Annotated in this window: 14 protein-coding genes and 1 pseudogene; 11 read left to right on the forward strand and 4 right to left on the reverse strand. The window is 54.3% G+C overall.

Annotation, left to right across the window (positions count from 1 at the left end):
* Nucleotides 1-243 precede the first annotated feature (243 nt).
* Nucleotides 244-372: pseudogene (locus AWB69_RS48000) on the forward strand (IS5/IS1182 family transposase); the annotation flags it as partial.
* A 58-nt stretch (nt 373-430) separates the two neighbouring features.
* On the opposite strand, the gene AWB69_RS27800 reads toward AWB69_RS48000, so the two are convergent.
* Nucleotides 431-1486 (reverse strand): LPO_1073/Vpar_1526 family protein, encoded by a 1056-nt coding sequence (locus AWB69_RS27800; RefSeq protein WP_062090053.1) that lies wholly within the window; start codon nt 1484-1486, stop codon nt 431-433.
* Nucleotides 1487-2659: 1173 nt separating this feature from the next.
* On the opposite strand from AWB69_RS27800, the gene AWB69_RS27815 reads away from it, so the two are divergent.
* The 5 genes from AWB69_RS27815 to AWB69_RS27835 all read left to right on the forward strand — a co-directional run bounded on the left by AWB69_RS27815 (nt 2660) and on the right by AWB69_RS27835 (nt 6659).
* Complete coding sequence (locus AWB69_RS27815; protein WP_062090056.1) at nt 2660-3352, forward strand: hypothetical protein; 693 nt, start codon at nt 2660-2662, stop codon at nt 3350-3352.
* A gap of 146 nt (nt 3353-3498) precedes the next feature.
* Complete coding sequence (locus AWB69_RS27820; protein ID WP_062090057.1) at nt 3499-4566, forward strand: hypothetical protein; 1068 nt, start codon at nt 3499-3501, stop codon at nt 4564-4566.
* Nucleotides 4567-4617: 51 nt separating this feature from the next.
* Complete coding sequence (locus AWB69_RS27825; protein WP_231937261.1) at nt 4618-5232, forward strand: hypothetical protein; 615 nt, start codon at nt 4618-4620, stop codon at nt 5230-5232.
* Nucleotides 5233-5470: 238 nt separating this feature from the next.
* A complete protein-coding gene (locus AWB69_RS27830; protein ID WP_156528992.1) occupies nt 5471-6154 on the forward strand; it encodes a hypothetical protein in 684 nt (227 codons plus the stop codon).
* Between the two features lie 7 nt (nt 6155-6161).
* The gene (locus AWB69_RS27835) at nt 6162-6659 is read left to right on the forward strand and encodes a hypothetical protein (protein WP_062090059.1); all 498 of its coding nucleotides are present in this window, start codon (nt 6162-6164) and stop codon (nt 6657-6659) included.
* Nucleotides 6660-7139: 480 nt separating this feature from the next.
* Here the strand turns inward: AWB69_RS27835 and AWB69_RS48005 are convergent, their stop codons facing one another.
* Nucleotides 7140-7343, reverse strand: a complete 204-nt coding sequence (locus AWB69_RS48005) for a hypothetical protein (protein ID WP_075644001.1) — start codon at nt 7341-7343, stop codon at nt 7140-7142.
* A 119-nt stretch (nt 7344-7462) separates the two neighbouring features.
* Here AWB69_RS48005 and AWB69_RS48010 point away from each other — a divergent pair, with 119 nt between their 5' ends.
* The 4 genes from AWB69_RS48010 to AWB69_RS27855 all read left to right on the forward strand — a co-directional run bounded on the left by AWB69_RS48010 (nt 7463) and on the right by AWB69_RS27855 (nt 9943).
* Entirely contained in the window at nt 7463-7996 is a 534-nt protein-coding gene (locus tag AWB69_RS48010; RefSeq protein ID WP_075644002.1) for a tetratricopeptide repeat protein, read from the forward strand.
* A gap of 34 nt (nt 7997-8030) precedes the next feature.
* Complete coding sequence (locus AWB69_RS27845) at nt 8031-8618, forward strand: hypothetical protein (RefSeq protein ID WP_062090061.1); 588 nt, start codon at nt 8031-8033, stop codon at nt 8616-8618.
* Nucleotides 8619-9146: a hypothetical protein gene (locus tag AWB69_RS27850; RefSeq protein WP_197500340.1), complete on the forward strand. Its 528-nt coding sequence runs from the start codon at nt 8619-8621 to the stop codon at nt 9144-9146. It abuts the gene before it with no gap.
* Between the two features lie 95 nt (nt 9147-9241).
* Entirely contained in the window at nt 9242-9943 is a 702-nt protein-coding gene (locus tag AWB69_RS27855) for an AIM24 family protein (RefSeq protein ID WP_062090063.1), read from the forward strand.
* 66 nt (nt 9944-10009) lie between these two features.
* On the opposite strand, the gene AWB69_RS27860 is transcribed toward AWB69_RS27855, so the two are convergent.
* Nucleotides 10010-10420: a hypothetical protein gene (locus tag AWB69_RS27860; RefSeq protein WP_407923061.1), complete on the reverse strand. Its 411-nt coding sequence runs from the start codon at nt 10418-10420 to the stop codon at nt 10010-10012.
* Between the two features lie 301 nt (nt 10421-10721).
* Between AWB69_RS27860 and AWB69_RS27865 the strand changes: the two genes are divergently transcribed.
* The gene (locus AWB69_RS27865; protein WP_062090065.1) at nt 10722-11069 is read left to right on the forward strand and encodes a hypothetical protein; all 348 of its coding nucleotides are present in this window, start codon (nt 10722-10724) and stop codon (nt 11067-11069) included.
* 60 nt (nt 11070-11129) lie between these two features.
* Here the strand turns inward: AWB69_RS27865 and AWB69_RS27870 are convergent, their stop codons facing one another.
* Complete coding sequence (locus AWB69_RS27870; protein ID WP_062090066.1) at nt 11130-12257, reverse strand: porin; 1128 nt, start codon at nt 12255-12257, stop codon at nt 11130-11132.
* Nucleotides 12258-12355 lie beyond the last annotated feature (98 nt).

A 12355-nucleotide genomic window follows, 5' to 3' on the forward strand; every position in this document is an offset into this window, starting at 1 on the left:
AGTGAGGTTGCGGACGCAATCGTGAGCCTTCTCAACAACGCAAGCTAGGTGTGTGAAATCGCGCGCTTACGCTTATGCAGAGGCCAGGGAGCGCAATCCACGGCGTTGGTCCCGATCAACGCGTAATTGGGAATTGAAGGATGAAGTCTGGCTCAATCCGGAGCGCATGCAGCCGGAAGAACTAAAGCAGTTTGCTTGAAGTGACACGACAAGTACGTTGACAACCGCCGCTGACAGGACGCGATGCCTAAAGAACTCATAGACGACGAATTGTGATCACTCCTAGAACCAGGGCTACCTTCGCGGGCACCGCGCAATCGCCAGTATGCGGGTCGTAAATCAATACCCGACCTAGTGGTGGCGTCTAACATAAGCACGCTGTCTTAGAAAGACCCCAAATGGTTGAGGCGGGAGCTGGTCCACGCTCGGTCTAGTTTATCCAGATCGACAGGTTGGCGAACTCCCCTATTAGCCGCTTCACGTTTGCGTGTGCAATAGCGATCCCAACACTAGTCAACCCGAAGTTGACCATCGACGAACGCGCCCAGACGTCAAACAGCTCCTCCATATATGGCCGGATTTCGATCACCTTAGACCTAACCTCAGAGGCATCCATCACATTCAAATGAAACAAATGAGTGATAGCCTGCTTGTCATGCTCTCCAATGCCAAATCGCCTGAATTCACCTTCCAGGTCGGCTAGCGAAAGCTGCCGAACCTGAATCTTGGTCCCATCATTGATGCAGGGGATAAAGAATCTTATATCCTGGCCAATTGATATTGACTTCTCTGCTATCAACTCTGCACCAAATCCCTTGGCAAAAAGCGTCCGATATTCATTGCTAAATACGTCCGGTAGCTGCCTCATTACTACGCCGGTCGTACCGCAGCCGGCAAACTCCAGATGCTGAAACGTCGCTTGATTTTCCACAAGCTTCCCGGAAAATAGACTCCTATGCTTATCAAGATAGGCGCCTAGTACGTCATGCGACACGGAACCCAAGTTCCTGGTGTATCCAAACAGAAAGATGACGGTCAACACAGCAAGCTGCTGCGCTGTCAGCTTTGGTGCAGTATTCAATGATTCATTCAGTACAATCTGAAGAATATTGCGCTCCTGCTGTTTGCTCCGATCACACAACAGGTCCACCAGCAAGTCGCCTAGTTCCTTGTCACCGCTCCGGGCATATTCGCGCTGCACCGTAAAAAGTGCGTACTGGAAGTCAGGATCATCCGCCTTCTTAAAGTTTTCGGGACTTTCCTTTTGAAGCTTCGAAAGAAATTCTTCGGTGATTTCTTCAGCTCTCGCTCTCGCAATCTCTTTTGCCTGACCTGCCATTTCGTAGAAATTGGCCCGAAAAATATCCAAGGCCATTTCTTTTATTTGCTCGTAAGATGGTCCCACTTGAACAACGGTGACATTTCCTGCAGCCTGAATAGCCGTGCTACCGTCGGAAGCTTTTTGTGATTGATCTCTGCTAAGCATTGCCTGCCTTTCTATTTCGAGCCAGATTTGTTGGAAATGTTTCCCACGTGTACATCTCCACCGGCTTGAATGCCGACCGATGAACCAGAAATTGACTGATGCTGCGCGGGTGAGCGCCTCTTGCGACGCTCGACTACAAAGCACCCAGCAAGTGCAACGAGGGTTGTTATCAACGATAGCGAGGAATCAAATCCCGGCTTCGTCAGCACCCATGCGGCCGATGCCAAAACCCCTATTACGCATAATATCTTTACGATTTTTGTCACAGTGATGATCCACTTTTTTGCGTCGTTCTAGTCTATCAATCGAGTGTTCAAAGCGAAATACGGTCCGCAGAATTTTTGTGCGAAAAGTCACCAGTACGTCTTCTAGGACAGCCCGTGAATGTATTTCGAAGTCATCTTTCCTATCCCTCTAGACCAGGTTTTACGACTCAGGATGAAGAGAGACTGCTCGTCTGTCCACGCATCAAGTTGGACGGAAGGGTGCAGCGCGTCGAGCTGAGCGAGGCTCGTTTGTTTCGTCATCAAGGCAAAGCAGTTTGCCATGCTATATCAACGACGCCGGCTTCCCCAAATGTGGATTGTCAACGAAGTGTGTAGCCGCGCCAAATGTCCGAAACTTGCCGACACCGGCCGATTTGCGGGCCTAAGTAATCGACCGAGAGATGTTCGGCAACGGTTCCCCTTTCGCTTCAAATGCCACATGCTTGTCAGCTTCGTCACCGTGCGCTTATTGGTGCGCCGCATCAGCCGACGCACGTGCGACCAGCACGGTCCCGCTAAACCACTGACTCCGCAAGCAACCGGGCCGCAATCCGCAGCGGTTCGACATGCCGACAGTGACAGCAGCAGCGCACATATCCGGCGAACCGATCAAGCCCGCTACGCCAGCCGACAGACGGTCGAGATGAACATCAGCTTGATCCAGTTGAGGCGCAAGCGCAGGAAGCGTCGCACGACCGCGACAACACCACAAGTCGGTGTGACCGACAATTTGCCCTCTGGCTTGCCAGAAGAGACGCCATGCGCTTGGCCGAGCGGCTTCGCAGCGGAGCAAGTGCAAAGCCAGCAAGCGTGCCAAAACGCCATTCCCACAAACCGCGCACGCCCGTATAGTCATCGTTTGCCGAAGGCGCCCTGTCTTCGGCGACATCAACGATCGAGATGACGCATGGGAGAAAGCAACAGCACCGAACTCTTGCCCGGGGACTTCATAACGACGGACGTCTACCACAATACGTTCGATGACCTGTACGAAAAGCTCCTCGATGAGGCGGCCTACCTCTATCACCGCAGCAAGAAAGAGGGATGGCAAATACAAGACCATGACGTTGAGGATTATCGACGTGTCCTTGGGGTCATCAACGAATTTCGGCAGACAATCGTCATTCCGTTGATGGCGACCGCTGAACTCGATCCTTATGCGATGCAGGGCTCTGTCTCTAACGCTCGGACTAAAGCTCTCCTCGACTATGTGCGTACGTCAATTGCCTGGGCAGTAACGGGCCAGAAGTCGTGGGAAGCGGGTAATCAACACAAGGCTTGGGGGTGCATGTGCCGCGCCCAATATTGGCTTGGGCGAGCAAATCAAGTCGCCCGACTACCGACCGCCGTGAAACGAGACGCGTCTAAACGAGCACAGGCAGGTGCAACCAAGCGCGATGCGAAATTCGAGCCGCTTCGCACGTTAGCGCGACATCTCGCAGCGAGAAGGCGTTTCCCAAGCAAGCGCAACGCTGCATTGTCCATCAAGCCGGAGATTCTGGCGGCGGCGAAAGAGCAGAACATCAATCTTTCCGAGATGCAAGCTGAACGCACAATCACCGGCTGGCTCGACGGTATGTCGTTTGGTAGCAAACAGTGAGTCACTTGCCTGCAAACGGTCAACCATGTGCCGGCAAACGGCGTATGTCTGGTAGCAAGCGGGCTATTTCGCATTACCGCTCCAAATTAAAGTCCGTCTTGTCGAATCACTGTTCGACAAATAGCTAACTTTAAAAGGAGCAAGATATGCAAATCCAACGTCGCAACGACCCCGTTTCCCGTCAAGCCCACGCCATTCTTTCCATCAAGCCAAGCGCCCGTGTTTTCGCAAAGCAAGCCTTTCTCCAGAAATCGGATATCGCTCCGAAGACGGATACGCAGCAAGCTGACATTCAAAATCGCGAATTGTCGGGTTCCCCGACATCTCCTCACGAGACGCCTCAAAACGAGCCTGTGACCAAGAAAACGGAGCAATCCGCACAATCCCAAGCTGAAACGCAAAGTGGTGCCAATTACGCACACGAACCTTTCGATGAGGAGACGGTTCTTCCGCTCCTCCGAAACGACGTTGCTGAAATCTGCAAAGCAGGTGATGAGCTTAAGACGGAGGAAACCGCATACAGCAACAAGACTCAAGAGCTTGCGATTAAGGCTCTGGCTAAAATCCTCGGCCTCCGCCACAAGTACTTTAATCCCATCGCAGACGATACCGTCGCAATCGATACGCTCAAGGATGAGCTTTATAAACAGTGCGAACGCAAACGGAAGTCGGAGGCTACCCACGAATTTCACCTGTTTTCGATGATCTTTCGAAAAAAGGATCGCAGGCAAGCGTCGGCAGATACAAAAGTTTTGAAACGTGCACATGCCGAAGGGCAGACGGAGGAATCTTTCGCAGCTTGGGTCAAAAAGAATCGCAGCCTGAGCGATATCGTCAAAAAGGTCAACAAGGACGAACGAGAAGCACAGGAAACGAAGGAGCAGCGAAAGCAGGCTCAGCGGGCAGCCAAAGGCAAAGCAAAAGCCCTCTTCGACGCCGCGCTCGAAGCGTCATGGATGCACATGGGACGCTATGGTCGCGACGAGTTGCCGGAATCCATGATTGACTTGATTCCCAACGCAGGCTTCTGGCGTCCGATCGCCATCAAGTACGACGGCGAAAAAGTGATTTTCTACTCACTTCAAAAGGACTCAAACTACAACGAGTTGAACGGTCACAAGATCGAAAACATTGAGCCGGAAAGCGACGCCGACGGCGACGACATCGCAGACGGGAGCATTTCAAACAAGGCTGACGAATCGGTTACAGCTTGAGTCCACTGACGGAATTGTCGGCCCAACCGACAATTCCTAGCAGCGCCGGATATGTTCGCGAGCCGACTGAAACTGGTCGGCGCAATGCGGACACGAATTGGCGCGTCCTCAACATCCACTCTTTTCTTGATGATGTGCAACCCAATAGCTATCTTCCGCATGTCAATGCGCACGGTGCCAGCATATTTAGATCCGCGCATTAAAAGAAACTCCACGGTTGAGATAGCGAAAATGTTTGCGATTACCCGTTTCCACAATTTCATGTCCCTATACCAAGGCCGGTATGCGACCGCTCTGGCAAAAACGCTGAATACATCCGTGTTCCCCGCAAAAGCACTCGACATTGCTCTCTCCACTGGCGAAATATCCCTCGACAAGCTCCATCTGCTACTCGGTTGCAGTCGCGGTCGGGCAATCGGTGCCGCGTTCGACTTAGAGGAACATGGTCTTGCCGAGCATATCGAGTCTACGAAAAACCAGAGCGGCGAATATTTCCTCGTTCCCATCGACACGCGATGCGGAGCTGCCCGGCTGTATCGGGCAAAGCTGGAACAACTCAGCCGTGACATGGGCCTGTACGAGGCATTAGAAAAAACGTTACCCGCCTTGCAGGCGATTTTCATCGAAGCCCTGTCTTCAATGGAAGCAACGCAGATCAAGCGTTGAAGTATGCGCCCTTTGCTTGGGCGCATGTTCGGCCCTGCTCGGTTCGACCGGTACCGAGAACCGCCGCGATCATTATCCTCCCTACTATCCAAGCGCTTCAACGCAGACGCAGCAGCGCCCCTCGCCTGTAACGGCGGCTGCGCGCCACGCCGATGTGGACAAAAATTTTGCGGCTGCCCTAAAGTTCGTCCTAACGAGGCCGAAAACCAGGTGTTGACGTTACGATGCGCGCCGAGCCTTGCTTGCTTTTTCCCAAAACGATATAGTTTTTATAACGATGAACCTGAGAGAAAATATAAAAACGGAACAGGTCACACGGACCGACCGGTTGACCGAAGCGCGTCGCCCAGTCGGTCGCGTTCCCAGCGCATGGCTCGCTTGCTATCCGATCTTTCAAGATGCGCTGCGCAGCGGCGAGATGACATTTCGGGCGCTGCCCGACTACGCCAAATCGGTGGCCCTCCGGCGCACGACCATCGACATAGCGGAACAGGCGATTGCATCGACAACTCTTGATCAAGTCCATGTGTCTTTTGTCGAGCTTTGTACGCAATCCGTGAGCGGGGCTGTCGAGGATTACCTTGGGAGCGCGGACAACGGGACAAACGCGTCACTCGTCGGTTCCGCTATATCGCCGCAAGGCCTCGCCGAACAGTTTGCGCCCACCAGCTATCCCTTGATTGCAAGACCTCCCTGCCTGCTCCGCCCGGGACGCCATGTGTTTCTTGATGGCTGGATGCGATTCTTCTCATACAGCTCACGCGGCGATCGGACGATCCCGTTACTCGCTATTGATTGGCTGGACTTCCATGATCGGCTGAAGGCACTAGGTGTGCCGGATGAGCTTTGGGGGCATCCGGCTAAATCAATATACTTTTTATATCAAACAGATCGACTTGTCGCTCCATTAAACATTCACTAGAACCATCATGAGTCTCGCGCCCTCCTTCACCACTGCTGTCGGACTTTGCGGAATTTTGCTCGCCTGCGGATTCTGCAGGCAGCCTAACGTTCGGTTCTTCAGCTTCATCACGATCTTCAACCGTCGAAAAAAACTTACGCCTTATGGGGCGAGAGTCTATTTGACCAGCGTAATCGTCGTCCTGCTAGGGTGCATGCTGCAAGCACTTTCCTCGGGGGGCAGGAGCGGCTTGCCAGCCTGCGACGCGACGGATACGCAAAATCTTTTGCAGCAAGCCTTTGATGGATCCCAGTTCGCGCGAGCAGAAAATCTTAGCCTTATCGAAGCATCAGACATCAAAGAGCTACCTGGCAGCAACCAATCGATGCGTGCGTGCCAAGCACAGGTTAGCTTGAATAACGCGTCGAATGCCCAGGTCACCTACAAGATGGTGCGTCACGGAGATAACGTGCTGCTTACCGTGCATGCCGACGACATTCCCGACGATGGCCAAGGCGACAACTAGCTTCGCCCCTGCAATGGCACGTTTCGCCGCGCCCTAATCGATATATTTTTTATATCGATTAAAACCATTACCACGTGCCAACGCGTGCGGCTATGAAAGTAAAAAGATAAGGAACTCAAATGATTCGACGTAGTAGCGTTGTCCTTTTGGCTTTCACATTGAGCGGTTGCGGTTCGAAGATGCCATCGGCGTGCGAAGAATTCGTAAAACTCGTGCTCGCTCAGGCGCAGCATAACGTTGACGCGAGTCAGACGCCGGACAGTAAGGCGAAAAACCAAGGCATTCTCGAATCGCTGAACAGCGCGCTCAAGCAGGAGGCCAACCTCACGCCTCCGAAGACCTACGATGCGGGTGCATGCGAGATTGCCGTTGCAAACTGGAAAACCGTCGCGACGGATGGACCGAGCAACGCGCTAAGCGCCGAGGCGATCGCGCAGCAAAATCCGGCAAATCAATCCACGACCGCGGCTCATCCAGCCGCTAGCCCGACGCAGACCGCCTCCGACGCCGCGGCAGCGGCAGCGGCAGCGGCAGCGGCAGCGGCAGCGGCAGCGGCAGCGGCAGCGGCAGCGGAGGCGGCAGCGGCAGCAGACGCAGCAAACACAGCCGCTGCGGGAACGCAACCGTCCACGCTTCCGGCTGCAACAAACGAAACGTCTGCGTACGCCCAGCAAGCGCCGACATCAGCGTCGGTCACTCAGCCCCGAGTGAACGCCGTCGACTCGTCAGCGTCCGCAGCCAGCCCGGCAGCAGGGAGCACATTGCAAGTCAGTTGTGCTACGGCTGTTTCCTGCGCAAAAGATATGCTTAATTTCGCGCGGTCGGAAAACCTCGCGGGAGCGATGCAGGCAGCGAGCGCCATCGACGCACTCGCCAAGCCAGCGCGCGGCGATCGGGCCAATGCGCGCAAGCTTAATCAAACGGGTTTAGGTGCACTCAACGAATCGAAAACGGACGACGCTGTTCACTTGCTTGAACAAGCCAATCGGCTTGATCCCGGCGACGAGGAAATTATCAGCAATCTTGCGTACGCTTATGCGATGAATGGGCAACTGGCCCAATCCGAGGATACAGCGGTGCTGGCATTGGCATTGAATCCACGCCGCACAAGTATCTGGGCGCCCCTTGCCGTTACGCTCCAAAAGGAGAAACGCCCGGATCAGGCGATTGAAGCCATGTGGCTCGCTTATCAATTTTCCGCAGACAAACAGAAGACGCTCGCGTTCATAGACTCTCACGTGACCAGCGAGCGTGACCCCGACGTCAAGTCGCTGTATGAGCGTAGCAAGGCATGGTTTGTGGCGAACCAGAAGCCTTCTTTCAACACACAAGGTTAGGACAATGCGAATTACAAGAGACGCGGCAATAGCCATGCTTGTCACGGGCAGTTTGCTTGCCGTGCCGGCGCTCTCCGCGACGCCCACACAAAGCTCCGGATTGCCATTCGACAGTCTGCCGTTTGTCCGCGCACAGGTTGAGCACAATGCCGACGTTGTGGCTGACCGGGCCACGGCAAGCGAAGCCGCAGCACAAGCCGCCAAAGCAGAGGCAGACGCAGAACAAAGCGCTGCGCAGGCCGCAGCCCAACAACAAGCCGCCGCCGCAAACGACCCGTTCCCGTACCTCGCAGTGGTCACTTGCTCCTTCAGTGGGATGAGAACCGCACTGCTCGCCTGCTTTGCCGGCAAACAGGGCAGTCCTGATACAAACTTCGAACTAAGAAACGGTAAGAGCTATGGACTTTATCAGCCGTATCAGATTGAGGAGTTAGGCCGCGAGGCCGACGACGGACTGGAAATACCGCTCACGAGACATTTCGAAATCACCGCACAAAACGCTGCCGACTCATTAATCCTCGGCATCAAGATCATCGACAAGCACTCACATAACGTTCTATTCGAGAAACAAGTTGGGCAGTTCGACGCGATCTTCGCGTCTTCCAATTACCTGGATCGCTAATTGTCCCGTTTTTTTCGCGCGGACGTTATGGGCGACAAAAATTTTCCTAGCTTATGGAATACAAAGGAGGTCGATCACCATACACCTAACACGTTTGAACAGACTCCGAGACGTCGGATAGCACTCCCAACATGGGTGCCCCGAAAACGAACCAACTTTAAGGAAATAAACATGCACAAAGCAGGCGGAATTATTGGAATTATCGCGGGTGTCTTCGGTGTGTTCGCCGCACTCACCACGCTGTTTGTTGGTGGCATCGGCTCGGCTTTCAATGCAGACGGCGCGTCAACGGTCGTTGGGCTTGGCTGGGGAGGCGTGCTGTTCTCGTTTTTGACGATTGTGTGCGGCGCGGTAGTCTTTGCGAAGCCCAAAGGCGCGGGTATCGCACTTGTTATTTCGTCGATTCTTGGCGCGGTTCTCGGCGGTACGATAGTCGCTATCTTTATGGCCCTTTCGTTGATCGGTGGCATTTTGGCGATCATCGGAGCAAAAGGTTACGCGCAAGCGCAACCGCGGGCAGTCGCCTGACGCAGGCAACCGGACCAGTTCCACGGGATGTGCGTCTCACAGCGCGCGTCCCGGCAAGCGTTCCATTCCACTACGTAATTTTCTCGCGCTAAAGAATGAATAAATTACCCACACTCAAACCGACGAGTACCGCCGACGAAACTTATGGCGGAGTCACGTACCACATCGGCGGCGAGCTTGTACCGGTGCTATCGATCGACGTGTCACGGCAGTCGGTCTTCTTCGAGCACCACATCCTGCTCTGGAAAAATTCAAATGTTAAGATTGGACTGCGCCCCATGAAAGGCGCCTTGAAGCGCATGATGGCGGGCATGCAGGTCTTCGTCACCGAGGCAAGCGGCGACGGGGTGATTGCTTTCAGTCGGGATGGAGTCGGGCATATAGTTCCGATTCATCTTGGGCGAGGGGAGGAACTTCATGTCCGCGAGCATCAGTTTCTAGCAGCAACGGCCAACATTGACTATACGTTCGAGCGAGTGCGCGGCATCAGCAATATGCTCTTCGGTCAGAGTGGCTTCTTTATCGATAAGTTTCGAGGTGAGTCGGGCGACGGTGTGCTGTGGCTTCACGGATACGGAAACGTGTTCGAAAAGGAGCTTGCGGCCGGTGAAACAATCGATATAGAGCCGGGCGGTTGGCTCTACAAGACGCCGGGCGTAAAAATGGAAACGGTAGTAGACAAGCTCTCGAGCGGACTCTTCGGCGCTGGCATGAATTTCATCGTGAACAGGTTTACGGGTCCGGGCCGCGTTGGCATTCAATCGATGTATGTAAATTACGATAGCGGCGATAAGTGAGCCATGGATGCGTCGAGCAGAAGCACGACGCAGCTCCTGCACGTTCAATGTCTGCCGACCAGCTCTTTACTGCAGCCGATTGTTATAGGCGCTATCGAGCGCCAAGCGGACCCTAAACATGCCACCGGTCATAGGCGAACGGCTCGACTGTTTCGGCAACAAGGCGAGGATTCCCTTCATCGAATACAGCATGATCAGCGCACCGGTCAGGTCGCCCACGAACATCATGACGAAACTTTCGCCAATGTTTTGCGTATTGCCTTGCAGCGCGAACCAGATGTGGTGCAACAGCGGATTCGCAACCGAGTACGCAACGGCCAGTACGAGCAGTCGCTTCGGCGTGAGATTTGTCAGCGACGCCTTCAGATCGTAGCGCTCCAGCGCAAGCCTATAAACCAGATAGGGCGCTAGCGAACCCAGAATGGCTCCCGCAATTGAGCGAACCGGGTCGTGTGGAAACCAATAGAAAAAGTCCATCAGTAAACCGCCAACCAGCAGGCCAACGAATCCATCAAACCCAACCAGCAAAGTGCTCAGAAGCCGGACGCCTGACGGAAGAAAAATCCAGTTTATGCCTCGAACGAAAGACGTGTGAGTGAACACCTCCTGGTTGATCCACAGCGACACCAAAAACGCGATCAGAGTCCCAGTGATCGACCAGAAATGCAAACGTAAGCTAGACATTGCGGTAAACTACTCTTCCATGTTTATTATCGAGCGAATCATAGCGCGCCTGTATGTCATCCCGCGAGCGCCTATCTTCAACGGTGCGTAAGCAATGACACGTCCTGCTGATATCTACCTGCGATTCCTGCAGCTGACCGAGGCCCTGCGGGGTCTGCCTACGCTTCCTGTGCTCGATCCGCTCGAAGAGAAAATCCTCGAATTCGTCGCGCGCATGGCGCAAAAAAACGATCGTCTTTCGGTTCGGGACATGATGGCTCACAGCGAGCTTGGTTCGCCCGCGACTCTTCACGCCCGTATCACGTCGATGCGGGAAAAAGGCTGGCTCACGCTGAGCGACACTGAAGACACACGCCGCAAGCAGATCGACCTGACGCCTGCCGCGCTCAAGCACTTTGACAAGCTCGCGGAGGCCTTCGCCAAAGCTGCAAAGGGTGCCTGACATTCTCCAAATTGTCGCGGCAAACGATAACTCCAGCTTTTTGCCGATCGCCATCAGCGATCAGAAGAAGTTTCGCATGCCAATTGCGATCCCAGTCTGGTTGCTGCGCCCCGGCAACTCCACAGTAGCCGCTCCATTGACCTTGTTGAAATCGACCGTGCCGTACACTTCGGTGCGTTTCGACAGTGAATATTCGGCCAACGCGACTGCCGTGTAACGGCTACCGCTCCCAAGTGTATTGGAGCCGGTCGCGGCATTCCGCATATGATCGTAGTAAACCGCGCCGGTAAGCAACAGCGGAGCGCTCACCTGCCACGACACGCCAGCAAACGGACCGTCGTCGATGCGATCCGTATTCTTCAACTGGCCGATGTCTGGAATCGGCTGCTCGGCGAGAAGCGCATCGACAAGGCCGGTATTGTCCTGCGAATGCATATACCCGAGATAGAGCTTCGTCTGGCTGATTACGTACCTGATGTCTGCGTGATAAAGCGTCTGCTTGTTGTTCGAGTTGTCGCTGACCTGCTGTACACCGGCACCGATGCTGAGCGGACCATCCGCATACGACGCGAGGAACCCGAACATATTGCCGGCTCCCATATGACCCGGAACCTGCCCAGAGAAACCGTCTGCACCGCTCGGCTCATAGTTATTGCCGAACGAGTAGATCGCGCCGATATACAGGCCACCGAACTGGCCGACGTACTTGATCGAGTTATCGACGGTCAGCCCCGCACCAAGCGCATAAGGCAGCCACGAATTTTCCGGATAGTTGGCGTAAGTCAGCGGGTCATACGTGAAGACCAGTTGATTAAACAGCGGTGTCGTCTGACGGCCCAGCGTCAACGTACCGAAGTCGCCGGCTAAGCCAACATCTGCCGTACTGTCGAAAAGTCGCCCGCTATCGCCAAGGCTACCGTTCTGCGGATTGATATTGCTTTCCAACTGGAAGACGGCTTTCAGCCCACCTCCAAGGTCTTCCGCCCCTTGCAGCCCAACGTGACTATTGATGACAGCGCCGTTAGTCATGAACAGCCGACTGTCGTTCTGTGCATCAACATTCGTCAGATAACGGATGCTCAGATCCGTCATGCCGTACAGCGTTACCGAACTCTGTGCCGAAACATGCTGGCAAGCCAGAGCCAATGTAAGGCCGCTAACGGCGGCAGCGATTCCCGTGCTTCTCAAGCGAATTCCCGATATTCTTTGACGATAAGTCTACTGATGAACCGTGTATATCCGGCAATCTCGTGGAGAACTTGAGCACGTCGGCCAAACGGATAAGT

Source organism: Caballeronia udeis, from assembly GCF_001544555.2.
In the GTDB taxonomy this organism is placed as follows: domain Bacteria; phylum Pseudomonadota; class Gammaproteobacteria; order Burkholderiales; family Burkholderiaceae; genus Caballeronia; species Caballeronia udeis.